The 24,235-nt window shown below is 61.4% G+C and carries 21 protein-coding genes; 12 read left to right on the plus strand and 9 right to left on the minus strand.

Annotated elements, in window-relative coordinates; all coding sequences use genetic code 11:
• Nucleotides 1-154 precede the first annotated feature (154 nt).
• From HMPREF3162_RS12000 to HMPREF3162_RS04835, 5 genes are all read left to right on the plus strand, one after another.
• Nucleotides 155-334, plus strand: coding sequence for a hypothetical protein (locus HMPREF3162_RS12000; protein ID WP_070424784.1), 180 nt, complete (start codon nucleotides 155-157; stop codon nucleotides 332-334).
• Between the two features lie 142 nt (nucleotides 335-476).
• Nucleotides 477-755: a mycoredoxin gene (locus HMPREF3162_RS04820; RefSeq protein ID WP_070575404.1), complete on the plus strand. Its 279-nt coding sequence runs from the start codon at nucleotides 477-479 to the stop codon at nucleotides 753-755.
• A gap of 167 nt (nucleotides 756-922) precedes the next feature.
• Nucleotides 923-3,184 carry a bifunctional copper resistance protein CopD/cytochrome c oxidase assembly protein gene (locus tag HMPREF3162_RS04825; protein ID WP_256278298.1) on the plus strand — a complete coding sequence of 754 codons (2,262 nt, stop codon included), beginning with the start codon at nucleotides 923-925 and terminating at the stop codon, nucleotides 3,182-3,184.
• A 289-nt stretch (nucleotides 3,185-3,473) separates the two neighbouring features.
• Complete coding sequence (locus tag HMPREF3162_RS04830; RefSeq protein ID WP_070777083.1) at nucleotides 3,474-4,811, plus strand: MFS transporter; 1,338 nt, start codon at nucleotides 3,474-3,476, stop codon at nucleotides 4,809-4,811.
• Between the two features lie 215 nt (nucleotides 4,812-5,026).
• A complete protein-coding gene (locus tag HMPREF3162_RS04835; protein ID WP_070777084.1) occupies nucleotides 5,027-5,440 on the plus strand; it encodes an SDR family oxidoreductase in 414 nt (137 codons plus the stop codon).
• Between the two features lie 87 nt (nucleotides 5,441-5,527).
• Here the strand turns inward: HMPREF3162_RS04835 and HMPREF3162_RS04840 are convergent, their stop codons facing one another.
• On the minus strand, nucleotides 5,528-6,397 hold the full coding sequence (locus tag HMPREF3162_RS04840; protein WP_070777085.1) for a LysR family transcriptional regulator: 870 nt from the start codon (nucleotides 6,395-6,397) through the stop codon (nucleotides 5,528-5,530).
• A gap of 156 nt (nucleotides 6,398-6,553) precedes the next feature.
• Between HMPREF3162_RS04840 and mmsB the strand changes: the two genes are divergently transcribed.
• Both mmsB and HMPREF3162_RS04850 read left to right on the plus strand, forming a co-directional pair.
• Nucleotides 6,554-7,468, plus strand: a complete 915-nt coding sequence (gene mmsB / locus HMPREF3162_RS04845) for a 3-hydroxyisobutyrate dehydrogenase (protein ID WP_070777110.1) — start codon at nucleotides 6,554-6,556, stop codon at nucleotides 7,466-7,468.
• Between the two features lie 181 nt (nucleotides 7,469-7,649).
• A complete protein-coding gene (locus tag HMPREF3162_RS04850) occupies nucleotides 7,650-8,417 on the plus strand; it encodes a YggS family pyridoxal phosphate-dependent enzyme (RefSeq protein ID WP_070777086.1) in 768 nt (255 codons plus the stop codon).
• 102 nt (nucleotides 8,418-8,519) lie between these two features.
• Here HMPREF3162_RS04850 and HMPREF3162_RS04855 read toward each other — a convergent pair whose 3' ends face one another.
• The 4 genes from HMPREF3162_RS04855 to HMPREF3162_RS04870 all read right to left on the minus strand — a co-directional run bounded on the left by HMPREF3162_RS04855 (nucleotide 8,520) and on the right by HMPREF3162_RS04870 (nucleotide 13,523).
• Complete coding sequence (locus HMPREF3162_RS04855) at nucleotides 8,520-10,343, minus strand: Ig-like domain-containing protein (protein WP_070777087.1); 1,824 nt, start codon at nucleotides 10,341-10,343, stop codon at nucleotides 8,520-8,522.
• Nucleotides 10,344-10,548: 205 nt separating this feature from the next.
• On the minus strand, nucleotides 10,549-11,802 hold the full coding sequence (locus tag HMPREF3162_RS04860; protein WP_070777088.1) for a MalY/PatB family protein: 1,254 nt from the start codon (nucleotides 11,800-11,802) through the stop codon (nucleotides 10,549-10,551).
• Nucleotides 11,803-11,879: 77 nt separating this feature from the next.
• On the minus strand, nucleotides 11,880-12,662 hold the full coding sequence (locus HMPREF3162_RS04865; protein WP_070777089.1) for an HNH endonuclease family protein: 783 nt from the start codon (nucleotides 12,660-12,662) through the stop codon (nucleotides 11,880-11,882).
• 6 nt (nucleotides 12,663-12,668) lie between these two features.
• Nucleotides 12,669-13,523 (minus strand): fumarylacetoacetate hydrolase family protein, encoded by an 855-nt coding sequence (locus tag HMPREF3162_RS04870; RefSeq protein ID WP_083318911.1) that lies wholly within the window; start codon nucleotides 13,521-13,523, stop codon nucleotides 12,669-12,671.
• 228 nt (nucleotides 13,524-13,751) lie between these two features.
• On the opposite strand from HMPREF3162_RS04870, the gene HMPREF3162_RS04875 reads away from it, so the two are divergent.
• The 5 genes from HMPREF3162_RS04875 to HMPREF3162_RS04895 all read left to right on the plus strand — a co-directional run bounded on the left by HMPREF3162_RS04875 (nucleotide 13,752) and on the right by HMPREF3162_RS04895 (nucleotide 18,640).
• Entirely contained in the window at nucleotides 13,752-14,471 is a 720-nt protein-coding gene (locus tag HMPREF3162_RS04875; protein WP_070777090.1) for a DedA family protein, read from the plus strand.
• A 64-nt stretch (nucleotides 14,472-14,535) separates the two neighbouring features.
• Nucleotides 14,536-15,501, plus strand: a complete 966-nt coding sequence (locus HMPREF3162_RS04880) for a diaminopimelate dehydrogenase (protein ID WP_070777091.1) — start codon at nucleotides 14,536-14,538, stop codon at nucleotides 15,499-15,501.
• 8 nt (nucleotides 15,502-15,509) lie between these two features.
• Nucleotides 15,510-16,073 (plus strand): histidine phosphatase family protein, encoded by a 564-nt coding sequence (locus HMPREF3162_RS04885; protein ID WP_070777092.1) that lies wholly within the window; start codon nucleotides 15,510-15,512, stop codon nucleotides 16,071-16,073.
• Nucleotides 16,018-16,416, plus strand: coding sequence for a hypothetical protein (locus HMPREF3162_RS04890; RefSeq protein ID WP_070777093.1), 399 nt, complete (start codon nucleotides 16,018-16,020; stop codon nucleotides 16,414-16,416). Before HMPREF3162_RS04885 ends, HMPREF3162_RS04890 begins: the two co-directional genes overlap by 56 nt.
• Before the next feature lie 262 nt (nucleotides 16,417-16,678).
• Entirely contained in the window at nucleotides 16,679-18,640 is a 1,962-nt protein-coding gene (locus HMPREF3162_RS04895) for an NHL domain-containing thioredoxin family protein (RefSeq protein WP_070777094.1), read from the plus strand.
• A 119-nt stretch (nucleotides 18,641-18,759) separates the two neighbouring features.
• Here HMPREF3162_RS04895 and HMPREF3162_RS04900 read toward each other — a convergent pair whose 3' ends face one another.
• The 4 genes from HMPREF3162_RS04900 to HMPREF3162_RS04915 all read right to left on the minus strand — a co-directional run bounded on the left by HMPREF3162_RS04900 (nucleotide 18,760) and on the right by HMPREF3162_RS04915 (nucleotide 24,152).
• The gene (locus tag HMPREF3162_RS04900) at nucleotides 18,760-19,662 is read right to left on the minus strand and encodes an Abi family protein (protein ID WP_070777095.1); all 903 of its coding nucleotides are present in this window, start codon (nucleotides 19,660-19,662) and stop codon (nucleotides 18,760-18,762) included.
• A gap of 166 nt (nucleotides 19,663-19,828) precedes the next feature.
• On the minus strand, nucleotides 19,829-20,857 hold the full coding sequence (locus HMPREF3162_RS04905) for a hypothetical protein (protein WP_070777096.1): 1,029 nt from the start codon (nucleotides 20,855-20,857) through the stop codon (nucleotides 19,829-19,831).
• 1 nt (nucleotide 20,858) lies between these two features.
• Nucleotides 20,859-21,959 carry a hypothetical protein gene (locus HMPREF3162_RS04910; RefSeq protein ID WP_070777097.1) on the minus strand — a complete coding sequence of 367 codons (1,101 nt, stop codon included), beginning with the start codon at nucleotides 21,957-21,959 and terminating at the stop codon, nucleotides 20,859-20,861.
• Nucleotides 21,960-21,980: 21 nt separating this feature from the next.
• Nucleotides 21,981-24,152, minus strand: a complete 2,172-nt coding sequence (locus HMPREF3162_RS04915; RefSeq protein ID WP_070777098.1) for a hypothetical protein — start codon at nucleotides 24,150-24,152, stop codon at nucleotides 21,981-21,983.
• Nucleotides 24,153-24,235 lie beyond the last annotated feature (83 nt).

A 24,235-nucleotide genomic window follows, 5' to 3' on the forward strand; every position in this document is an offset into this window, starting at 1 on the left:
ACAGGGGCGTAATAGAAGCGGAACTAAACCCAGGACGCTTCACAGAACGAGCTGTGGGAGTGCGCCCTGCAAGCACACGGGCCCTTAGATAAGGACAATGGGCAGTAGCTCAGCTGCCGGTTTCGTAGGCGGCTCTCAGATAAGGAGTTCTGCTATGTGCCGACCAGTCACCTGCCGGGTGTGCAGCAAAACCACGTGGGCTGGATGCGGTCAGCACGTGGCCGATGTCAAAAAGCAGGTGCCGGCCTCGCAGTGGTGCGACGGCAAACACTCGGACGCAGAAAAAGGGCAAGCGGGTTCGGGCGGAGTCTTCGCTCGCCTATTCGGCCGCTGATCCCCAGCCGGTCGGCTGGCGGTGAGCCGACCTCCACCTCGGTCGCTTTCGGGGCTCGAGGTGGAAGGTGAGGGAATAAGGCTCCCTCACCTTTCGTTCCCAGTTCAGCAAGACACCACGAGACTCTGCGTAAGGAGTGTTCATGTCCGACATCACCGAACCTTTCCTTCCTGAAGCCGGCGCAGTGACCATGTTCACCACATCGTGGTGCGGCTACTGCAAGCGTCTGATGCCTCAGCTGAAGCAGCAGGGCATTGAGTTCCGCGAAGTGAACATCGAAGAGATCGAAAACGGTGTTCAGGTCGTCGAAGCCGCCAATGACGGCAACCAGACCGTGCCTACTCTTCTCTATGCGGACGGCACCACCCAGACCAATCCGAGCATCGGCGACGTCAAGAAGAAGCTTGAAAGCCTCGCCTGATATGTGCGACTGATTCTTCTGCAGCCGCGCAGATCAGCCGCAGCGACCAGGGTCCTGGCGCTGCGGCTTTTCAGTGCCCGCAGCTTTGTGCGTCCACTTTCTGCGTCCACGTCAGCAAAACGCGATGTCCCAACTGCCGTGTCAGTGGCGCTTAGTACCCTAAATGCATGCGCTCCAATGATCGTTCCTCTGGTTCTGCGGACTCCAAGCGAGCTTCATCAGCAGCTGTGCTCGCACGCCGCTTGGCTATTCCGCTCTTCACGGTCATCGGCGCTGCGTTCGGCGCTTGGGCGCTGATCTTCACCGGCGCTACGAACCCTCTGCTCGTCGGCGATTCCGGTCCGCTTGGTCGCATTGGCCTGCCCATCGCCGAATTCTTCTTCCAAGCAGCTTCTGTTGTCGTCATCGGCGCCATCATCCTTATGATGCTCGTTCTGCCGCGCTCCAAACCACGGCGCCGTCGCGGGGCAGGGGCCCGGCGGGCAGAAAAGAAAGCCAAACAGCAGGCGCGGAAAAAAGCCGCCGCCGCAAACCGCTCTTCCGGTGCGAGCCCTGATTCTGAGACTTCTGCGTCATCCACAGCGGCCTTCAGCCTGGCAGTCGATGAAGCGACAACCGCCGCCGCTGAGGCTGAGCACGAGGCTTCAAGCTCGGCTGACCGCAAAGCAGATGGCGACGCGGACCTCGACCCATCGTGGGCTGCGGCGCTGGTGGCAGCGCAGATCGGCTCGGTTGTCCTCGTCCTGTCCTCAGTTGCCACGCTGATCCTGCGCTATGTCAACACCGCGGGAACGGCGGCGACAAACGCAACACAGGCCGAATTCTCCGCCCAGCTGGGCGCCTACATCACCCAAATTGATTCGGGGCGACTGTGGTCGCTCGTTGTGATCTCCGCGATCATCATGTCAATGGTGCTCTTTGCCACCCGCAGCTTCGCGGGCATTGGCTGGTCGGCGCTTCTGACGGTGCTCATCTTGCTGCCGCAAGCGCTCATGGGGCATGCGGCAGAAGCCAAAGGGCACATTGAAGCCGTCAACAGCCTGGGCCTGCACTTGGTGGCGGTCATGGCCTGGGTCGGCGGGCTCTTAGTCCTCGCGCTTATTTCGCCCACACTCACGGCCCGCCCAGATCTCGGCGAAATCATCAAGCGCTATTCGACGATCGCACTGTTTTCGATCGTCATCATGGCCTACTCGGGCTTTGTCAACGCAACCCTGCGCGTCAAAACCTTCGATGACTGGATGACTCCCTACGGGCAGTTGGTCATCATCAAGGCGGTGCTCACCGTCATCCTCGGCCTGATCGGCTTCTGGCACCGCGAACGCATCATTGACCGCCTTGGTTCGAGCATGCGCGCGGCTGCCGAATTCTGGCGTCTGGTTCTTGCCGAGATCGCCATTTTCGGTGCTGTTGTGGCTATTGGCATTGTGCTGGCCAGTTCACAGCCGCCGGTCCCACAGGAACTTCGCGCCGAGCCCACCCCCTCGGAAATCCTGTCCGGCGAGCTCCTTCCGCCGGAACCGCTGTGGTACAACTACTTCCTCCAGTGGCGCTTTGACCCACTGTGGGTGGTTGTCGGCATAGGTGCCTCGGTTCTGTACATCATGGGCTACCGCGAACTGAAGAAGCGCGGCGGACACTGGCCGCTGTGGCGCACCATTTCGTGGGTGGGCGGCATGGCCATGCTCATCTACGTCACGTGCGGCGGCCCGATGGTCTATGGTCGCACCCTGTTCTCCGGCCACATGATTCAGCACATGCTGATCGTCATGCTCGTGCCCATCCCCATGGTGGTGGGGGCGCCCATCACGTTGCTCATGCGCGCCATTCACCCGCGCCAGGACGGTTCACGCGGGGTGCGCGAATGGATTCTCATTCTGGTGCACTCGAAGTACATTCGCTTCTGGGCCCACCCGATCGTCGCTTCGATCAACTTCGCCGGATCACTCATCGTCTTCTACTACAGCGGGATCATGTGGTACGCGCTGAAGTACCACCTGGGCCACGAACTCATGCTCATCCACTTCCTGGCAGCGGGCTACTTGTTCGCACAGGCCATGATCGGCGTGGACCCGGGTGTCAAGCGCTTCCCCCACGCGGTGCGGTTCGTGGTGCTCCTTGTGACCATGACCTTCCACGCGTTCTTCGGCATTTCAATCATGACCACTGAAGTGCTCATCGAACCGGACTGGTACGGCAACATGGGCCAAACGTGGATCAGCGCGCTGGACGACCAACAGCTGGGCGGCGGAATCGCCTGGGGCATCGGCGAATTCCCCACACTTATTCTGGCGTTCATTGCGGCGGTCCAATGGTCGAAAGCCTCCGACCGTGAAGCCAAACGCAAAGACCGCGCCGAAGCCCGCTCCGGCGACGCCGAACTGCGCGCATACAACGAATACCTGGCCTCGCTCAGCCGCAAGCGCTGAGCGCCGGACTCATCACACGAGGCGCCGCCCGGCTCAGTCGCGAACAGTGCTCGCCACGGCTCACCATCGCCCATGTGGGTCGGCGGGCTGCCTTTGCCCCGGGTGAGCAGGTAATACTCACCGCCCTCTGTGCGTCCTGGCACAGGGAGAGTGCGCATTCTTTCAGCGCCTCATTGCGATTCCTGGCCGTCCAATGCTCCGCCTCAGGCATATAGTGAGTCATCCCACAAATGCGTGAGCGACAGCCACACGCAGCGTGGCGAATGCAACATGAGGCAAAGGAGCCGATATGTCACAGGACGTACAGGAACGTCGCAGCCTGCAGAAGGTCGTCGCCGCTTCGATGGCCGGAACGGTCGTCGAGTGGTATGAATTCTTCCTCTACGGTTCAGCCGCAACCTTGGTGTTCAACCACATTCTGTTCCCACCGTCGGACAACCCGCTCACCCCGATTCTGGCGGCGTTCGTCACCTACGCGGTGGGCTTTATCGCCCGTCCCGTCGGCGGTATCGTGTTCGGCCACTACGGCGACAAGCTCGGCCGTAAGAAGCTGCTGCAGCTGTCGATCATCCTGGTGGGCGTGTCGACCTTCCTCATGGGCTGTCTGCCCACCTATCAGACGATCGGCATCCTCGCACCCCTCTTGCTGGTGTTCCTGCGCTTTGTGCAGGGCTTCGCCGTCGGCGGCGAATGGGGTGGCGCTGTGCTCCTGGTCGCAGAGCATTCGCCCAAGGAATCTCGCGGTTTCTGGGCCTCTTGGCCCCAGGCCGGTGTGCCGTTGGGCAATCTGCTCGCCACCGCTGTCCTGTGGGTGCTCTCGACCACGCTCGATGAAGCACACTTCATGTCGTGGGGCTGGAGGATCGCATTCTGGCTGTCGGCCGTCATTGTGCTCATCGGCTGGTACATCCGCACGCAGGTCTCAGATGCACCGATCTTCCACGAAACCAAGGACGCCATCGACGAAGGCGCAGCTGACTACGGTGTTTTCTCGGTTCTGAAGAAGTACCCGCGCGGCATTTTCTGCGCTATGGGTCTGCGTTTGATCGAAAACATCCACTATTACCTGGTTGTGACCTTCACGATCACGTACCTGTCGGTTGAAGTGGACATCAAGTCCAGCGACATCCTCGGCCTTCTGTTGGGCGCACACGCCATCCACGCCTGCCTGGTGCCACTGGTCGGCAAGGTCACCGACATTGTGGGCCGCAAACCGCCCTATATGGTGGGGATTCTGCTGTCGGCCTCCTGGGGTTTCTTCGCCTACCCCCTGTACTCGACGGCCGACCCGTTCAACATCTTTATCGCGATGCTCGCGGGCCTGGTGTTCCACGCCCTCATGTACGCCCCACAGCCGGCGATCATGTCCGAAATGTTCCCCACCCGCATGCGCAACTCGGGTGTTTCGTTCGGCTATCAGGTCACGGCTATCGTCGCCGGGTCCTTCGCACCGATCATCGCCGTGTTCCTGCTGGACACGTTCAAGTCAGCTGTTCCAATCGCCATCTACGCCGCAATCGCCGCGGTCATTTCGCTCATTGCACTGGCGTTCACCAAAGAGACCCGCGGCATTGACTTCGCGGACATCGACCGTGCCGACGCCGAGCGCTTCGGAGTCAAGCGCTGACCAAGTTGCACAATCGGGCACAGCCGACCGGCGCCTCGTTCTGCGGAAAACAAACCCGGTACTCGGTTCCCGGGTGACGAGGCGCCGGTTGGCATATCCGGGGTATGCCCGGTGTGGCTGCCGGGCGAGTACCGTGGGCTGCGGGCCCAGCCGGGCCCGCACTGTGCGGGCGCCGCTCGGCGCGAACCGAACCCCGAAAGCAGGAGGAGTACACGATGGCAGAAGCTCGACTGAATGGACGAAGAGCCCTTGTGACCGGGGGAGCGTCCGGCTTGGGCCAGGCGATCGCGGAAGCCTTTGCCGCCGAAGGCGCGACCGTTACGGTTGCCGACATCAACGGCGATGCCGCGAAGGACATTGCGGAAAAGATCGGCGGCAAGCACTGGCAGGTGGATCTGGCCGACACTGAAGCGCTCGATGCCCTCAATCTGAACTTCGACATTCTGGTCAACAACGCCGGAATCCAACACATTGACGCGCTTGAAGAGGTTTTCCTTGGACATTCGGCTGTGCCTCGTCTGCCCGAAGCCGACGAGGTGGCACAGCTGGCCGTCTTCCTGGCCTCTGATGCCGCTGGGGTCATCACGGGATCGGCACATTCGATTGACGGAGGATGGTCTGCCGCGTGAGGTCTGACAAAGCCCCCAGACTGAAGCCCCAGCCCTGAAAGGGCGGGGCCCAGCCCTGAAAAACCCTCCATGGGCTCCAACCCAGGCTCAGCTGCTATCCGGCACTCTGAGGGCGCGCACAACAGCCTGCACGGCGGTCCGTCGCAGTGCTTCGGGCCTGACAACAGCCCAGTAGTGCACCGGCAGCGAAAAGTCGGGGATCACCCTGGTGAGGCCTTCACCGGCGAAGGTGGGCAGAAGAGCTACCCCAACGCCTCGGCGGCATGACTGAACATGAGCCAGTGCCGAGTTCGAATAGAAGTGCCCGGCTGGTTCCGGCAGGACGTTCCACGCGCTTTCCAGGCTGGCTACGCCCAGTGAGTGCTCGGCGTAGTAGATCAGCCGGTGCGCCCGCAGATCCTCCGTGGTCTGCGGTGCCTGTGCTGCCGCCAAGTAGCTGTCCGCGGCGAAGAAGCCCAGCTCATAGGGCCGCAGGTGGTGCACCGTGGCATTGGAAACATCCGGTTTCTCCACCACGATCTCAACATCGAAACCCGACCGGTGCTGGCGGGCTCGCTGCGTGGAAGTGGTCATTTCAATGTTGAGGCGCTTGTGTTCTGCCTGCAGCTGGGCGAGTGCATCGACCGCATAGAACATGGCAAAAGCCTCGGGACAGGCAATGCGCACATTGCCGTACATCGATGTGTCCGGTGAATCGACCTGTATTGAGCCGAGAGCCTTCTCGATCATTTCGGCCCCCGGCATGAGCCTGCGGCCAGCCGCACTCAGTTCCCACCCGTCCGGGGTGGCGGTCAGAAGGGTTTCGCCAACCGCCCTTTCGAGGTTCGCAATGCGCCGCGACACGGTTGTGTGCGTAACTCCCATGCTCGCTGCGGCCGCCGTGTACTTGCCCAGGCGAGAAACCGCCAGCAGGGCCAGCAGATCATCTGGCGACACCGGGGGACGGGAGACGTTCATAGCGCCAGTCTACTGAGCGGCATGTGCGCTGACGCACTCCCACGGTGCGCAAGTGCCGTCCGAAAACCGAGCCGAACAGTGTGATCTGCGCAATTCTCGGCGCTATGCTGATCATGAATTTCAGGAGTGTGTACTCACCATTTGCAAGGAGGCATGATGGCAATCATCGGTTGGGTAGGTCTGGGCAACATGGGACGGCCCATGGCCGCAAACCTCGTCAAGGCAGGCCACACTGTTCAGGGATTCGACGTTGTCGAAGCCGCAGTCACCGCGGCAGCAGAAGACGGCATCACTCCGGCGAAGTCAATTGAAGAGGCCGTGAAGGACGCAGAAATCGTCTTCACCATGCTTCCCAAGGGCGAACACGCCCGCTCGGTGTACCTCACGGAAGGCGGTGTGCTCGAAGTTGCGGCAAAGGACACGATCCTCGTGGATTCGTCCACCATTGACTTCGACACCGCCCGAGATCTCCACAGCGCGGCCCGCGAAGCCGGCTACGTATTCCTCGACGCACCCGTATCCGGCGGTGTGACAGGTGCGGCCGCAGGCACCCTGACCTTCATGGTCGGCGCAGAAGACGCAGACTTCGAAGCAGCCAAGAAGTACATCGAGCCCATGGCCGGAAACATCTTCCACGCCGGTGGCGATGCCGCCGGTCAGGCCGCCAAGATTGTCAACAACATGATGCTGGCCATCAGCTCCCAGGGTGTTGTCGAAGGTGCCGTACTCGCCGACCGCTTTGGTCTGTCGCCCGAAACCTTCCTCAACATCGCCAAGGTCTCATCCGGGGATTCCTGGCCGCTGCGCACCTGGTACCCGGTCCCCGGTGTAGTCGACACCGCTGCTGCCAACAACGGCTTCAAGCCCGGTTTCGCGGTTTCGCTCATGCGCAAGGACCTCGGCCTGGCGCTCGCCGGTGGGGAAACCCAGGGCGTTCCACTGGATGCCGCACAGCTTGTCGCGGACAAGCTCGACAAACTCATTGACGAAGGCTGGGAGCTGGCCGACACCATGGCTCTCATCCGCAACGTCGACCCCGACGCTGAGGGCCTTCCGAAGAACTGGAGCTGACGGGCTCTCACCTGACCCACTCCCGAGGTGGAGGTCGGCACTGTGCCGACCTCCACCTCTTTGTCTGTGGGGAAGTGAGCGGTCCTGGGTGCAGCGGGGCAGGGTCGACCGTTGACCAGCTGCGCTGTGGCGGGCCCGGCTACCCTTAGAGCGGATTTGTCTGTCTATTCAAGGAGTGCCCGTGGAGAATGCTGACGAGTTGGTTCTGACTGATTCTGAGCGCGATGAGATTCGCGCACGACTGGACGATGTTGCCGAGCGTGCCTCAGCTGCTGCAGCAGCGGCAGGGCGCGAATACGGCGGCGGTGATCCAGAAGCTGATGCCGATGCAGTCAAAGTGCTTCTGGCAGTGAAAACACAGCCGGTTGCGAAGATTCGGGCTGCGATTGAACACGGATACCGGCTGATCGGCGAGAATCGACAGCAGGAGCTCACTGCAAAAGAAGAGGGGCTGGCCGATCTGAACCCGGTGGCGCACCTCATTGGGCCGCTGCAGCGCAATAAGGTCAATCACACGCTGGCCGTTGAATCGTGTGCGTGCATTGAATCGCTTGACAATATGCGTTTGGCCCAGCGGATTGACAACCGCCTGGAACTGCTGGAGCGCAGCAGCCTGGATGTCTTCATTCAAGTCAACACTTCGCGCGAAGACAGCAAGTTCGGTGTCGCCCCGGATGAGGCCGAAAAGCTCATTGAAGAAGTGCGCGGTCTGGAGCGACTGCGGATTCGGGGGCTGATGACCATTGGACTGCCCGGCACGACAGCTGACGAGATTCGGCCGTCCTACGCAGAGCTTCGACAGCTGTCAGAAGACTTCCGTGCGCGGGGTGTGCTGCCGGCGGATGCCAGTGAACTGTCGATGGGCATGTCCGCTGATTTCGAACTTGCTATTGCAGAAGGCGCCACAATCGTGCGCGTCGGTTCCAGCGTTTTTGGGGCGCGCAGCTGATTTCGGGCCGAAAGCCCTTCGATAACAAAGAAGTGCCCTCGCTGGTCGGTTTGACCAGCGAGGGCACTTCTTATGGGTTGAGCCTGTCAGCTCATGCCCTTATCACTTCTGCATGCGCTTGCGGGAAATGATCAGGGTTGCGGCACCAGCAGCGATCAGCAGCACGGCTGCGCCGAGAGCTACGCCGATGTTGGCACCGGTGCGCGGAAGCGCGGGGTTGTTGGTTTCGGTTTCAGGTGTGTTCGGAGTGTCCGAACCACCCGGAGCCGGGGTTTCCGAAGGTTCTTCGGAGGGCTCTTCAGAAGCACCAGGCGTGGGCTCTTCCGAAGGTTCATCCGAGGGCTCCTCAGACGGTTCTTCGGAAGGCGTTTCCGAAGGCTCGTCGGAGGGTTCCGGCGTGGGCTCTTCAGAGGGTGTTTCCGAAGGTTCATCCGAGGGCTCCGGAGTCGGTTCTTCGGAAGGCGTTTCCGAAGGCTCGTCGGAGGGTTCCGGCGTGGGCTCTTCAGAGGGTGTTTCCGAAGGCTCGTCGGAGGGTTCCGGAGTCGGCTCTTCTGAAGGCTCCGGAGTCGGTTCCGGCGTGGGCTCCGGCTTCTCAGCCTTGTTGACGAGGTTGAGCTTGACCGGCTCATTCGTCTCGGGAGTCACGCTGAAGGATCCGTCGTCGTTCTTCGAAACACCGTCGCCGGTGATTTCGTAGTCGCCCCAGTTGATGCCGTCAATTTCCGGAAGGTTGACTTCCGTGATCTTGAACTCGGTGCCGATCTTGTAGCGCTTCGAGTTGACGCGGTTTTCTTCACCAGCTTTGAGTTCGAGAGTGTCTTCTTCGTCGCCAGCGGTGTACTTCACGGTGTACTTGGTGTCAGCCGGGACCTGGTCTGCACCGTCGCCCTCAACCGACTTTGCGATCGAGAAGCGGGTGTATTCCTTACCGGAACCGGTGCCACCGCCGATTGCGGTGTACTCGTACTCGGCGTCGACGTCTTTTCCGTTGACCTTGGCGGTGTTCTTGTAGACGTCGCCTTCGAATGCCTTGCCGTCCATCTTCGTCCAGTAGAGGACGCGGTACTGAACGCGCTTATCGGTAGGAACGTTCTTCACCGTCACGGTGAAGTCCTTATCCCCTTCTTTAACGTCAGTCTCGAAGTCAGCTGGGTCAACGGATGTCCAGTCTTCACCTTCGACGAAGTTGCCATCGGCGTCGACGTTGCGGTACTCAACTTCAACGTCAAAGTCGTTGACCTTGTGGCGTTCGAATTCAGTGTCATCGACGAGCGCATCGGTGACCGTGACGGTGCCGTCTTCAGCGATGGTGTTGGGGAACTGAATGCCCCAAGCAATCAGGTCGCTGCCAAGCTTTGTGCGAGCGCTGTACTTGAGCGGGTCATTGGATGCGTGGCCAGGACCAACGGGACCGATGCCGCCGTCACCCGGAACCGGGACCGGGACAGCTTTGCCGTCGATGGTGAAGTCGACCGTGTTCTTGTCGGTTGTTTCGTCCAGGGTTGCGAGGAACCACAGTTCGCCGCCGACGTCTTCCTTGCCGTTGACAAAGTCAGTCAAGGTGCAGGTAACAGTCGGTGCAGGGTCGTTCGTGACTTTGCACTCAGCAACAGTTTCGCCGGTTTTTGTGTCCGGAACCGCAAATTCGCCGTTGGCGTAGTTGGAGAACTCCTTGGGCAGGGTCATGCCGAAGGTTTCGCCAGCTTTTGCTCCGTTGGGAACGTTCCACTTGGCCGTGACCTTGACTTCGTCATCGACCTGGGCCTTGCCGCCTTCTTTGTTGTTGAAGGTGACGTTGACTTCCGAAATAGCGCCAGGGTAGGTGAGGTCGTCCGCATTAGCCGGGGCGGCGCCTCCAACCAGGTATGACGCCGTCAGAAACAATGTTAAGAGCAGGCCGCCAAGGCTGCGCTTCTTTGTTTTCATACGTTTATCTTTCTGAGGTGACGAACCCCTCAGATGCTGGGACTTATGTGATTCGCCGAGCAGCTGAGGGGCGTGTTTAACTCATGGCAACAAGTAGCAGGCGATTCCTGTCAACGTAACCTGTTACCGCTTACAAGCGTACAGACTACTGTAAGTTTCATGAAGATGCACTAAATGTGCTGTGGGATACGGTATCCCGCGATCGTTACAGCTTCCGCAGTGCTGCGGCCATAGATTCGAGTGCCTCCTGCACAATCGGCCGCGGCGTTCCCATGTTGAAGCGCACCCAGCCCCGGCCTGCACGGCCAGTGGTGGCGCCGTCGTTCATGGCAACCCGAGCCTCTTCTACGAAGAACTGCTGAGGGCTCACACCGTCAGGCAGGCGAGGGATCAGCGAGGTCGCATCAAAGAATGACAGGTATGTGCCCTGCGGCTTGATGTAGCCCAGTTCTGGCAGTTCAGCAGCGGCGAACTCTGCAATGAAATCCCGTGTCTGCTCCAGGTAGCCAAGAGTGTCGGCCAACCATTCCCCACCTTCGCGGTAGGCGGTGATGCCCGCAATGACACCCGGAGTTGCCGCCGACCCCGAGAACTGCGTTCCGTGCTTCTTCCATGCGGCAATGTGATCCTCGTTCGTGAAGATCAGCTGCGCGCACTTCAGACCCGGAGTATTGAACGACTTGGTGTGCGATGTGGCAGTCAGCGTGTGCCGTGCGGCAGCTTCCGAAGTCGACGCGTAGGGAATGTGCTGGAAACCGCTGTACGTCAACGGCGCATGGATCTCATCCGAGAAGACCAGCGCACCGTTCTTTTCGACGATCTGGGTGATTCGCTCAAGTTCGGCCCTAGTGAACACCCGCCCCGTGGGGTTGTGGGGGTTGCACAGCACCAGCACACCACCGGGGCCGCCATCCGGTCCCGCTGTCGACAGTGCCGCATCGATCGCATCGAAGTCCATTTCCCAGTGCCGCCCAGCAAGCGGGCCAGGAACCGGCTGCCCATCAGACGAACCGGGAAGCAGTTCAGGGGACGGTTCGTCAACAATCTTCTGGGGCACTTCGACATGTTCGCGGAAGAACGCACCGGGGATTGTGAGGAACGGCATGTACGCCGGGGTGGGCACAACGAGTTTGGCCCCGCGGGGAACAAGAATGTCGAGAAAACCGCCCATGCCCAGCAGAACATCGGACACGGGGAACACGTTTTCAGCGGAGAATTCCCACCCGTAGCGCGAAGCGTAGAACTCCGCGGTTGCCTCACCCAGTCCCTTCAGCAGAGCGGGAGGGGTGTAGCCGTACAGCTGGTCTTCGTCGATGACTTTGAGCGCTTCGCGGATGACCGGCGCAATGCCGAAGTCCATTTCCGCAATCCACGCGCCGATCGCCCCGGGGTACTCCGTCCACTTCCGGCTGCCGCGCTCTTCGATCTGCTTGCGAGTGATGCTGTCATAGGGATGCATACGGCCAGCGTAGCGCCGCAGGACACCGCGAGCATTCAACAACGACACACGCGTTCACACCTCCGGCTCTCGCCGTCTCAGCACTTGCTGAGCACTCGCTCCATGGCTGCTCGTTCAGGTTCTGTGACCCACAGTGAGTACTTTTCCTTCACCCGAATCTGCAGACCCACATACGTGCACCTGTATGACTTATTCGGCGGCAGCCACGAAGCGGCGTCCTTGTTGCCCTTCGCGGAGTTCGTCGCCCCGTCGACTGCAATGAGGTTCAACGGGTCGTTGGCGAACTCGATGCGCTGTTCTTGTGAAATCTGCTGTGCGCCGGTGATCCACGCATTGTGCAGCGCAACAATATGGTCGATCTGCACTTTCTGGCTGGTGGTCTGCCCGTGTTTGAAGTCGATCCGCTTACCCGTATAGGCATCGACAAGCGTGCCCGATGTGACCTTGCAGCGGCCATCGCGGGTGATGTTGACCAGGTCCCTGGTCAGAATGTCGTCGCGGGTGCGGCATCTGTTGAAATCGGTGTCCGTCCACGCTTTGCCGAACTTTTCGACCCGCCCATAGCCGGTGGCCGGTGCTTTGCCTTTGACGGGCAGCTTTTTCAGTGCCGCCAGTGACTGTTGGGCGCCCGGGCTGCTGGGCCCGACATCCGAACCGTCGCCCGGCTGCTTCTTGGCCTGCGGTTTCTGCAGGGGTGCGGTGGGAGGAGCGCTTTGCCCTTCGGGTTCCGTTTCGGATGCCGTAGGGCTGGTGTTTGGGACAGGTGTTTTGCCGGGTGAGGCTTCCGGCAGCGGGGCACAGCCGCTCAGTGTGAGCAGTGTGACCAGCGCTGCACAAGCCCACCTGCGCGGTGAGCGCACAGAGCGTCAGCCTTCGCGCTGGAAGAACTCTTGACGCTGAGAGCCCAGTCCGTCACCTTCGAGCTCCACGACATCACCGGCGGTCAGAAACGGGTGGGTTCCGGCCATTGCCACACCGGCGGGCGGGCCGGTTGACACGATGTCGCCCGGTTCGAGCGTCATGTACTGCGACAGTCTGTACACAATGGTGCCCACATCGAAGATCATCTTCGAGGTGTTGCCGTCCTGACGCACTTCGCCGTTGACCAGGGTGCGCAGACCAACATTGTTCGGGTCGATGGAATCAGCGGTCACGACCTTCGGACCCAGCGGGGTGGAACCGGGGATGTTCTTGCCCAGGCCCCACTGTGGTGTGAGGTTCTGGAAAGCGCGTTCAGAGACATCGTTTGCCAAAGTGAAGCCAGCAATCGCCTGCAAGCCCTCTTCCGGGGAATTCAGTGCGTGGACGCGCTTGCCCATGACAAAAGCGAATTCGACTTCCCAGTCGGTCTTCTCAGAACCCGGCAGAATGCCGACCGGATCATTCGGCCCGACGATCGTGTTGGGGTGCTTGAGGAACGTGACCAGGTTGGAGGGAATCGGCTGGCCAGCTTCTGCCGCGTGGTCGGTGTAGTTCAGGCCAATGCACACAACAGCCTGCGGGGAGGCGACCGGTGCGCCGATTCGCTTGCCGTCTGCATCAAACGACGGCAGCTGACCCAGTTCTACAAGCGACTGGAGCTTAGGCAACCCCTCCGCCCAGAAGTGCGGACCGAAGTCCCCGCCGAATTCGGTGACCGCAGAGCTTGCATCAAAGAAGCGTTCGCCGTCCGTGACAACCGGGGTTTCCTGCCCGGGCTGACCAATCCGCATAAGCTGCATGAGTTCCTCCTGAGTTTTCTACAATCTAGACCAGGGCACTGACACGAGAGCTTCCGGGGAGCCGAACTCCGCCTCGGCGGCCGCAGAACCGCAATCCGCGCCGTGAAACGGCGCAGCCCGCGCTGCAGAGCGGGCCCACGCCGAACGAGGCGAGAACCACACCGGACCGTGCGGCAATCACACAGAAAAACACGGCATAGTATTGGGGAACCACACAGAAGGAAACCCATGCTCGACACCCTTGCCGCCGCCTCAGCAGGGACGGCTGACATCATCGCCGCCCCGGCGTTCCTCGACCCGCAGAAGATCATCGAATCAGCCGGCCCGTGGATGCTCGCGGTCGTGGCGCTCATTGTCTTCATCGAATCCGGAGTCCTGTTCCCATTCCTGCCCGGCGACTCGCTGCTGTTCGTAGCAGGCCTCATGTCCCCGGCAATGGGCGTTCCCCTGTGGCTGCTGATTCCCGTCATCTGGGCTGCCGCCATCTGTGGTGACCAAGTCGGATACTTCCTCGGCTACAGGTTCGGCCGCAGGTTCTTCAAGGACGACGCGCGCGTCCTGTCGACCGCACACCTGCGCCAAGCAGAAGAGTTCTTCGTCAAACACGGTGGGAAATCGCTGTTTCTGGCTCGCTTCGTGCCGATCGTGCGGACCTACGTTCCGCTGGCCGCGGGCGTTGCGCACTACAAGTACCGCAAATTCATCTTCTGGAACGTCGCCGGTGGGCTCACGTGGGGCTTTGTCCTGCCGCTGGCCGGCTACTACCTGGGCACCTTCGCCATCATCCGCGACCACGTGGACCTGTGGGTCATCGTCATCATCGGCCTGTCGCTCATCCCCGTGGCCATCGAAGTCATCCGCGAACGCCGCGCCCTCAAGAAGGAAAAAGCCGCTCGCGAAGCTGCCGGTTCTGCTGAGGCCGCGGACACCGCTGACGACGTAAAATAATCACCCGGAGCGGGCAACAAGCCGTTTCAGAATCTATGCGCACAAGGCGCGAAGGAGTGAAACGATGACTCAGAAGATCAGTGCCGCAATCGTCGGCTACGGCAACCTCGGCAAGAGCGTTGAAAAGCTGATAGCCGAGCAGCCGGACATGGAGCTCTACGGAATCTTCTCCCGCCGCGACTCACTTGAGACCGACGCTGCCGTCTACCCCGTCACAGAGGCCGCCGAGCACAAAGACAAAGTCGACCTGCTGTTCCTGTGCCTGGGCTCGGCCACCGATATGCCCCAGCAGGCTGCGTCGTTTGCCGAGAACTTCACTACGGTCGACACCTACGACAACCACCACCTCATCCCCGCCCATCGCGAAAAGATGGACGCCGCAGCAAAGGCCGGGGGCAACATCGCCATGATTTCCACCGGCTGGGACCCCGGCATGTTCTCCATCAACCGCACCATCGGTGAAGCCCTGTTCCCCAACGCCCAGCAGAACACCTTCTGGGGTCCGGGACTGTCGCAGGGACACTCCGATGCCGTGCGCCGGGTTGAAGGTGTCAAAGCCGGCGTGCAGTACACCCTGCCAAAAGAAGAAGCCATGCAGGCGGCAAAAGAAGGCCGCGGTGAGGAGATCACCGGTGCGAATGCCCACCGCCGCCGCGTCGTAGCCGTAGCAGACGAAGCCGACCAGGAGCGCATCCGCCAGGAAATCGTGTCGATGCCCGACTACTTCGAACCCTACGAAACGACCGTCGAGTTCGTCAGCCAAGAAGTCTTCGACCGTGAACACCAGGGCATGCCCCACGGTGGCCACGTCATCACCTCGGGCGACCTCGGCGGCACGCACCACTCCGTCGAGTTCACCCTCGAACTTGAGCGCAACCCCGACTTCACCGCTGCCGCGCAGCTGGCCTACGGCCGTGCCGCAGTCCGCATGGCCCGCGAAGGCCGCACGGGTGCCGTCACGGTACTCGAAGTTGCGCCCTACCTGCTGTCGACTGCAAGCCTCGACGAACTCGTAGCCCGCGACATCTGATAGCCCACATGGCTCGCATTGTTCTGGCCCGCCACGGGCAAGCATCCGCGCACGCTGAAGACTATGACGTTCTGTCTGATCTGGGCCGTCAGCAGGCCCGGCTGTTGGGCAGCGCGCTTTCCGCGCTGAAGCTGCGCGAACCCGTGGTGGTCACCGGCACACTCAAACGGCAGATCGACACGGCGCAGATCATCTTCGGCGCCAATGCTGAGGGTGACGGCGAGGCAGGCAGTGCTGCTGAGGGCGCCGGTGCCGAGGTTCTTCGTGACGAGCGGTTCAACGAATACGATCACCGGCGCGTCATGGCCGACTACACCCCGGACATGAAGCCGGGCGAGGCCGGACGGCTGGATCGTGCAATGGCCCTGTGGATGGCTGACGCGCAGTCGGACTTCCCGCCATTTATGCGTCGGGTCATTGCCGCGTACCGGGAGTTCGTTGACCGGTTGCCCGAAGGTCGCGATGGGCTGATCGTCAGCTCCGGGGGGTGTGTCCGCGGTGATCTTCGCCTGGCTCATGGCGGGCAGGCCGGAGGTTTTTGCAGGACACGCTCTCGAAGCGCCATCGGCTGAATCTTCCACCACCGGGATTCTGGACTTCGGCCTGGAAGGGCACGACTTCACCCAAGAAACAGGGCCCGCAGCGTTTCTCGACTTCGGCGCGGGCATCCCACTGGACACTGTGGCAGGCCGTCAAAGTGGTGGGTCTGGTCGCGGCTCCGCCGGTGGGTCTGCGCTGTCAGCTCCAGAAACGGCAGACGCGGCGCGGGCTGTTCGCGAAATCGAGCAGGTGGTGCTGTTCAACAGCGAATTCGTCAACGCCTCACTGGGCCAGACGGACGGACACAGGCTCATCACGTTCAACGAACACGCCCACCTGGGCCCACCCGAAGAAGGCCGCATCACCCCGCACTGATCGGTAAGACAGCAGCCACTCCTTTGTGCACTCCTGCGCGTCTCCTGCAAAAGAAAATCAACCCGCGCCTTGCGACTACGGGCTGATCATGATGGTAGAAAGCATAGCACCAAAATGGTGGTGAGCTGATAGTCACAATCGACAACGAGCTTCACTGGCGCCATAGGTCGAGCAAGTGCCGATTCACCTCGTACCAGGCGGCGCGTCTTGCCTAGCGGGTCAGCTGCACTCGGCTGTGGCGTTTTTTGGAACAATGAACGCTATGACTGACCTTTCTTCACCCCGTCTGCGCGCACCCGAACTCGTGGGGCGGCGTTGGATCAACACCGGCGGCAAAGACCTTTCACTGCAGGATCTGCGCGGCAAAATTGTTCTGCTGGACTTCTGGACGTTCTGTTGCATCAACTGCCTGCACGTGCTGGATGAACTGCGCGAAATCGAAGAAAAGTACCACGACGAACTCGTGGTCATCGGCGTGCACTCACCGAAGTTCGAATTCGAGCGCACCGTGGAAGCCGTCGACCAGGCGGTCGAGCGCTACCAGGTGGAGCACATCGTGCTTGACGACCCCGACCTCGTCACCTGGCAGGCCTACACCGCCCGGGCATGGCCCACACTGGCGCTCATCGACCCCGAGGGTTACCTGGTGGCGAAGATGTCCGGTGAAGGCCACTCGAAGGGCATCACCAGCCTCATCGAAGACCTCGTCGAAGAACACCGCGTCAAGGGCACCCTGCGCTCCGGCGACGACCCTTACGTGGCACCGGAGCCGCGCGAAGGTGAACTGTTCTACCCCGGCAAACTCATCCGCCTGGAAACCGCCGGGCACGAAGGCAATATCCTCGTCGGCGATTCCGGCCACCACAGCCTTGTCGAATACGCCCCTGACGGTGTGACAAAACTGCGCCGCTTCGGGGCCAAAGAACGCGGATTCGCTGGCGGCCCGGCGCTTGCCTCTGCCACCTCGACAGGCGTCTCAACAGACGCAGCCAACACTGAAACCGCCCAAGCGCGCTTTTCCGAGCCCGGCGGCATGGCTGAGCTCAGCCCAGAACTGGCCGCCAAAGTCGGCTACCACGTGGTTGTCGCCGACACCGTCAACCACGCCCTGCGCGGCCTGAACCTGGACACCGGCGAAGTGACAACCGTCGCGGGCACCGGCGAACAGTACATGGTCGGCGCTGCAGACAACACCGTCGAAGGTCGCAGCACCGAACTGCGCTATAACGGCCCAGCCCGCGGCATCAAGCTGTCCAGCCCGTGGGACGTGCAGTTTGTGCCCGCAACCGGCGACGTCATCATCGCGATGGCCGGCAATCACACCATCTGGGCGTTCAACCCGGAAAAGGCCACCGTCCGCCTGTTCTCCGGCACCATGAACGAAGGCCTCACCGATGGCGGACCGGAAGAAGCGTGGTTCGCTCAGACGTCCGGGCTGGCTCTCACTGCCGAAGGCAAGGTGCTTCTCGCAGATTCGGAAACCTCGGCTCTGCGCAGCCTCGACCCGGCAAACGGCACGGTTGAAACCTATGTGGGCACCGGCCTGTTCGACTTCGGCTTCCAGGACGGACCGTCAGCCGAAGCCCGCCTGCAGCACCCGCTGGGTGTGGCGGAACTGCCGGACGGCTCGATTGCGATTGCCGACACCTACAACGGCGCCATCCGCCGCTATGACCGCACGAGCGACGAAGTCTCCACACTCGCCCGTGACCTGCGCGAACCTTCCGACATCCTCGTGGTGACCCCGGAAGACGGCGACCCCTACCTGCTGGTTGCAGAATCTGCCAACCACTCACTGACCGCCGTGACAATCCCTGCCGAAGCGCTCGAAGTCAATGAAGGCCAAAAACAGACCAAGCGGCCGCCCACGGAAATCGGCACGGGAGCTATCGACGTTGAAGTCCACTTCACCGTCCCGCAGGGCCAAAAGCTCGACGACCGCTGGGGTGACCCCACCTGGCTGCAGATCTCATCAACCCCACCCGAGCTCATCGCCGACGGCGCCGGGGGAGCGGAGGGACAGACACGCACCATCACCCTGGCCGAGGGGTACGGCGAAGGCGTTCTGCACGTGACGGCCCGCGCGGCATCCTGCGACGGCGAACCGGGCGGCGAAATCCCGCTGCACGCCGCCTGCCACCTGTACCAGCAGGACTGGGGTATTCCGCTGGTCATCCGCGAAGGCGGCCCAAACCGCCTCGACCTGGACCTGCGCGGGGTCTGAACACACTCCTCAATGACGAGGCGCCGCTCAGGTGAGTTAGGAAGCTCGCCTGACCGGCGCCTCGTCATTTCAGGGTTCGATCTGCTCTACCTCTACCTTGCCGTCTTCGCAGGGGGCACTCAGAGCCCGTCACGACCGTGATCACGCGGGCTCTGCGGCTTGGCCAGACCCTGCCAGAATGCAGAATTCCGCCCGTAGTCGGCAACGAGCCTCGGAAGAAGCGGGTCAGCAACTCCGGTTCGGCACGCAATATCGTCGAGCGAGGCGATCACGTCGAGGACGGACCGGGGTTCGAACTGTCCGGCTACCCGCTTTGCCTTGTTGCGCACGTTGTTCGGGGTCGGCCCGGCATCGAGGACAGAATGGTGCCACAGGCGGCTGTGGTGCGCACAGCGGTTTCGAAGATAGACCATTGCCCGCACACGGTAGGCGAATCCCGCTTTGGCGATCCCGGTGCTCGTCGCAACCGCATCGGCAAGTGTGCCTTGGCCGCCGCGTTCGATCACTTTCGACAGGGTGCCGAACGACCAGGCCTCGACGGCTGACCACACAGGCAGTTTGCTGTAGTCTGCTCGGTCGATGCCGGCCTCCCGATAACGGAGGATATGACGATCCTTGCTCCGATCGATGTCGCGCAAACAGAATTCGACGGTCGATTTGCGGTCGCCGATCTCGGTGTAGAAGTCCTCGTCGAGATACCGGCCGTAGGCGCCATGATTGTCGGCGATGACGCGGGCAACGTGTGACCGGAGCACAAGCTCAACGCGGGCGAGAGGAATAACCAGCCGGGCGCGCAGTGCTTCGTCGGCGTCGTAGATTGCCCGAATCTCGTCGAACGAGGAGCCCTGCCGAAAATCATCGTCACCGAGATGAGGGGCCCTCTGGAAATATCGAGCGTAGCCGGAGAACCGGTAGTAGTTTGTCGCTGCGAGGAATTGGGCGCATTCCGCCTTGTCAGGGATAGTGAGGCCTCGGTTGTCTAGAAGGGCGACTTGCTCGTCCCACGACAGCGAAGGTTTCATGCGGCACCCCAGAAAGATAAAGGCCCCTCCCATTTGAGCTTCCACGAGAGGCTTGGGAGGGGGTCGATCAGTCTCAGCATAGCAGGATCGTTTGACAAGTCGCCATCTACGGACGAGGCGCCACTCGGGTTAGTTCAAAAGCTCGCCTGAGCGGCGCCTCGTCATTTCAGGGTTCGATCTGTTCTACCTCTACCTTGCCGTCCTCGGTGAGGATGATGCGGGCAGAGATGAGCGCGGTGACTTCTTCGCTGAAATCGGTTTCGGTGCCGGTGACGGCGTCGCGGTAGTTGCCGGAGACTGTGAACTTCGCTTCGGCTGAGCGCATGAGCAGACCGCCCGACTGTTGGTCCTGCTGACTGCTGCTGCCAGCACTTTTGCCGTCTGTGTTCTCACCGCTGCTGAGCGAGGCCGACCCGTTCGAACTGGAATCGTTCACAAGCTCAACATCCGGGGCGGACACAAGTTCCCACTGAACATCGCCGAGGATCGTGTTGTTCGTTTCATAGCCGAAAGTGCAGCCGGTCGGCATGAGCACTTTCTGCTTTGTGCAGTCTGCAAGCTGTTTGTGCAGCTGAGCCTGAGCCTCTTCGCTCAGCGCTTGGGTGGGCTGAGCCTCGACCGTGACACTGTGCTCTTCACCGGGTTCTACGACGTCAACAGTCTCATAGTCGGCCTTCATATATTTCTGGTTGAAGCCGATCCCGTATTGCAGGGGAAAGAGAACCGGAACGGCGTTCGTGCCGTTTTCCATGGGCTGATTGTTGATGTTGGCAGCCTGCGCCTGGGGACCCCGGACCGACAGCGTGGGCCATTCGTCAACTCGGATTCTCCACTGGCTGTACAGGCCCCACGAACGCGGAAGCCTTTCGACTGTGAACACCGTGGAGTGCGGACTCGACCCGAGAACATAGTCCGCGCGGACCCTTGCCGTGTTCTTTTCAGACTCCTCAACCTTCGTTTTGACCTGGGTGGGCACACCCTGAGCGCCGTCAATGACTTCGTCGGTCATGCCGTCAGTGCTCTGCAGATCGGGTCCAATGACAAAGCCGCGGGCCCGTGCGCCGTCACCATCGGCCAAAGCGCCAAGATAGCGGCTGACAACAGTCGCGGGGGAGTAGCGGGTCAGATTGAAAACCGGCACACTCAAGCCCGCCAGAACAAACAGGACGACAGCCGCACTCAACCATCTGCGCATATCATTCCTTTGCGCTCATAACAGCGGTCGGTGCGGCGTCTGACACGGGATAGGCGCGCATCTGCGCGGTGTCCACTTCGACCCACAGGCGAGTGCCGGGGCGCACAGCCTCATTCTGCTTGGCGATGTCCGCGCCCAGGTCCGGGTGGAGAACACCCCACGCCAGCTCGGTGTTCTCAGCAGCTTCGGCGCTGAAGTCGAACAGGTCGCACTGCAGAGCCAGCCCCACCTCGGTATCGGATGGAGAAAGCGTGATCTGCACTTTCGAATCCTTGTCGTGCAGACCTACGACGAGGGCTTCGAAAACAGCCTCGCCGTCGAAAATCGGTGAGAATTCGTCAAAGGACAGACGGACAGCGCCGGTGGGAATCGTGACGAACACCTTGCCGTCCAGTTCCGTTTTGGCGCGAACCTGCGAATGCCCAATGGAAAGCCAACCGCGCCTGGCCAAACCGGAGAACACATTCACCCCGGCGAGATCCGCGGCCAGGTTAGAGCGCGGAGTGCGAAGCTGCTGGCCGAAATTACCGGCATCAGCAACCTGATCAAGTTCCAAAACGACTGTTCGGCCGCCGATGATTCCCGCATCGACGGCCGAGTCGAGAGCAAAAACAGCCCCCAGTTCGAAGTGATCCAGTGCGTCCAGCAGTCTTCCTCGTATACCTGCTCGGGCACGTGTGGGGATCCCTTCGAACGGCCGGTCTAAGACCAGCCAGGGGCTGTTCCGCGTAAGTGCGGCTGCGATCGTGACAGCTAAGCGCAGTCGACCGCGGTCCGCGGGGTCGAGTTCCTCTGCCCGCCGCCCGTCGACGGTGATGCCGAAGAAGCGGGCTGCCGTATGCACATGCTCAAACCCTGACCGGGCAGCCGCACGGCTGTAGGTCAGGGCGCGAAGCTGGTGCTTGGCATAGCGGATGAGGCTGTCTGACGCTGTGGCTTCCCCCGCCATAGCGCAGACCTCAGTTTTGGTGCAGACGGCCCGAAGGGCAGTCCCCACGTCCTCGCTTTGCCCCATTATGACGAGGCGCTCCGAGGTGCCGATCGGGCCGTCTGTCAGTGGTGTTCCCGAGAACACGACATCGCTGAGGTCAAGTTCAGTCATGTACTCAAGATACCGCTGTTTTCAGACGCCGCTCACCTTGCGTCGGGTCACGACGATCGATGCTGCACCGACTACAACGAGTCCAGCACCGAGCGCAAGTCCGGTGAGATCCCCGCCGGTGCGCGGCATCTGCGAACCTGACTGCTCCTGGGACTGTGCGTAGTCGTCACCGGGAGTGGTGTTGGGAAGTTCGCGGCCCTGCTGCGAACCCGAGGTGTCTGCCTGGCCCCAGTCGACCGCTGCAGTCTGATCGGACTGGTCAGCCTGGTCGGTCTGTTCGGCTTCCGGCACGGTGTCCTCTGCCTGGGCGTCTTCTGCCGGCTTCTGTTCCGCGTCGCCTTCAGCCGCCGGCTTTTGAGCTTCCGGTGCCGCTGGCGTCTTGTTCATGCCCTCGGCTTCGGAGGGTGTGGCCGGAGTCGGGGCTGCGGAGGGTGTGGTCTTCTCAGCGGCAGCCTGCTTGTCCTGCTGCTGCGCTTCCTTCTGTGCCGGAGCATTCTTCTGCTCCGGGGTCTCCTTTGTGGGTGCCGGTGCAGATCGTGTGGCGTAGACCGTGAACTTGTCAGAAGCAACCTGTGCCTTGTCCTCAATCCCGACGCCGGACTTCTTGTCCTTAGCCAGTTTCGTAGTCTCGGCCCAGTTCAGCTGCTTGCCGGACTCGGCTTTGGCCGCTTCAGGCGTGTCAGGCTTGGCCGTGCTGGTTTCAGACTTCTTGGCCACGCCATCCTTCTTTGCAGCCTCGGCGGTCGATGACGGCGTGCTGGACGGGGTTGCCGTTGCGCTCACGGTGGGCGCCTCAGAAGGCTTGGTCTTGCTGGCCTCAGATGCCTTGTCGGCGTTCTTGCTGTCGGCCTTGTCACCAGCCTGTTCGGTCACGACGGCCTTCTTGCCTTCGACGGTCACCTTGTAGGTGCCCGCGGCGGCCTTCTCTGAAGCGTAGATCCACACCGAGGCATTGCCTGCCGCATCCGTCTTGGCCTGAAGCTCAAACGGCTTCGAAGCCCCGGGTTCCTGCACCTTGAAGGTGTATGTGGCGCCGGGCAGACCGTTCTTCAGGGTCAGGGCTGCACCCTTGCCAGCCTTGGCAAATTCAGCTGACTTCTTCTGAGCGGCGTCCTTCTGCTTCTTCGAAGCGCTGCCGGGCACCTTGACTTGGGCGATTTCTTCCTTGGTCAGGGCAAAGTCAGAGTCCTTGATGCGCTTAGAGCTGAACGACACGGTCGAAGTGGGCAGCTGTTCCTGAGTGACCTTCGGAGTGCTGTCTTCGGCCTTCTTGTCGTCGGACTTGTCTGCCTCAGCCTTGTCGTCCTTCTTGTCGTCTGCCTTTTCGGCAGGCTTCGAGGACTCGCTGGAAGTCGAGCTTTCACTGGGTTTAGGCGACGGGGAAGCCGAGGGCGTCTCGGACGGAGTGGGCTGTGCCGACTTGGTGCTTTCGCTGGGAGTCGGGGAAGGCGTTTCGCTCGGCTGTGCCGACTTGCTCGTCGGGCTGGGGGTCGGCGAAGGAGTCTCAGACGGCGTCGGCTGCGAGGACGGGCTGGCCGACTTCGTCTCAGCCTTGTCGCCAGCCGGAGTCGAGGGGGATTCGCTCGGCTGGGCCTGGCTGGCCTTCGCTGCCTCGGCGGTCTTTTCGCCGCCTTGACCCGCGGGGGCCTTCGATGCGCCTGCCGGCTTTGCCGAGCCCTCCGGCTGCGGCTTCTGGTCAGACTCTGCAGGCTTGTCGGCTTTGTCCGCGGCCTTGCTGCCGACGGTGAACGCAGCCAGTTCGGTGGCTTCGTTCGTCTTCACGTCCGTGAGGAACAGGCGGTAGCTGCCTTCGGGCACCTTCGAATCCTTCTCGGTCGAGAAGAAGTAGGAGCCCTTAACCACACCGGCTTTCGAAACCGCCAGCTGGGTGTCAGGGGTGTAGGAGATTCCGTCGGTGCCGATGACCGTGACGGTTGCCTTGTCTCCGGGGGTGAAGCCCGTACCGGTGAACTTCAGACCCTGTTTGCTGTCGGCGATCTGCTCGGCAGGAATCGAACTCTGCGCGAGTGAGACGCTGACCTGGCCGGTTTGAGAGTCAGATGACGGAGTGGAGTTCTGGCCGGTTGATGTATCCGGGGCCTGATCCCCGGGAGCGGCAAAAGCGGGAACGGCTGCAAAGCCTGTAACCGCGGCCACTGCGGGGGCAAGAACAAGACTGGGAAGAGTCTTCACAGTTAGCCTTTCGGTTGTGTTGTGAACACACCCAACAAGGCGACGACACCTACCCGCCCAACGAGGTTGAAAGGGGAAGGCAC

Origin of the sequence: Brevibacterium sp. HMSC07C04, from assembly GCF_001815905.1 — a bacterium.
Taxonomy (GTDB): Bacteria; Actinomycetota; Actinomycetes; order Actinomycetales; family Brevibacteriaceae; genus Brevibacterium.

Excerpts from the sequence above, each read along its gene's own strand:
- HMPREF3162_RS12000 (WP_070424784.1), top strand. The coding sequence starts at position 155 with ATGTGCCGACCAGTCACCTGCCGGGTGTGCAGCAAAACCACGTGGGCT.
- HMPREF3162_RS04820 (WP_070575404.1), top strand. The coding sequence starts at position 477 with ATGTCCGACATCACCGAACCTTTCCTTCCTGAAGCCGGCGCAGTGACC.
- HMPREF3162_RS04825 (WP_256278298.1), top strand. The coding sequence starts at position 923 with ATGCGCTCCAATGATCGTTCCTCTGGTTCTGCGGACTCCAAGCGAGCT.
- HMPREF3162_RS04830 (WP_070777083.1), top strand. The coding sequence starts at position 3,474 with ATGTCACAGGACGTACAGGAACGTCGCAGCCTGCAGAAGGTCGTCGCC.
- HMPREF3162_RS04835 (WP_070777084.1), top strand. The coding sequence starts at position 5,027 with ATGGCAGAAGCTCGACTGAATGGACGAAGAGCCCTTGTGACCGGGGGA.
- HMPREF3162_RS04840 (WP_070777085.1), bottom strand. The coding sequence starts at position 6,397 with ATGAACGTCTCCCGTCCCCCGGTGTCGCCAGATGATCTGCTGGCCCTG.
- mmsB (WP_070777110.1), top strand. The coding sequence starts at position 6,554 with ATGGCAATCATCGGTTGGGTAGGTCTGGGCAACATGGGACGGCCCATG.
- HMPREF3162_RS04855 (WP_070777087.1), bottom strand. The coding sequence starts at position 10,343 with ATGAAAACAAAGAAGCGCAGCCTTGGCGGCCTGCTCTTAACATTGTTT.
- HMPREF3162_RS04860 (WP_070777088.1), bottom strand. The coding sequence starts at position 11,802 with ATGCATCCCTATGACAGCATCACTCGCAAGCAGATCGAAGAGCGCGGC.
- HMPREF3162_RS04870 (WP_083318911.1), bottom strand. The coding sequence starts at position 13,523 with ATGCAGCTTATGCGGATTGGTCAGCCCGGGCAGGAAACCCCGGTTGTC.
- HMPREF3162_RS04875 (WP_070777090.1), top strand. The coding sequence starts at position 13,752 with ATGCTCGACACCCTTGCCGCCGCCTCAGCAGGGACGGCTGACATCATC.
- HMPREF3162_RS04880 (WP_070777091.1), top strand. The coding sequence starts at position 14,536 with ATGACTCAGAAGATCAGTGCCGCAATCGTCGGCTACGGCAACCTCGGC.
- HMPREF3162_RS04885 (WP_070777092.1), top strand. The coding sequence starts at position 15,510 with ATGGCTCGCATTGTTCTGGCCCGCCACGGGCAAGCATCCGCGCACGCT.
- HMPREF3162_RS04890 (WP_070777093.1), top strand. The coding sequence starts at position 16,018 with ATGGCGGGCAGGCCGGAGGTTTTTGCAGGACACGCTCTCGAAGCGCCA.
- HMPREF3162_RS04895 (WP_070777094.1), top strand. The coding sequence starts at position 16,679 with ATGACTGACCTTTCTTCACCCCGTCTGCGCGCACCCGAACTCGTGGGG.
- HMPREF3162_RS04900 (WP_070777095.1), bottom strand. The coding sequence starts at position 19,662 with ATGAAACCTTCGCTGTCGTGGGACGAGCAAGTCGCCCTTCTAGACAAC.
- HMPREF3162_RS04905 (WP_070777096.1), bottom strand. The coding sequence starts at position 20,857 with ATGCGCAGATGGTTGAGTGCGGCTGTCGTCCTGTTTGTTCTGGCGGGC.
- HMPREF3162_RS04910 (WP_070777097.1), bottom strand. The coding sequence starts at position 21,959 with ATGACTGAACTTGACCTCAGCGATGTCGTGTTCTCGGGAACACCACTG.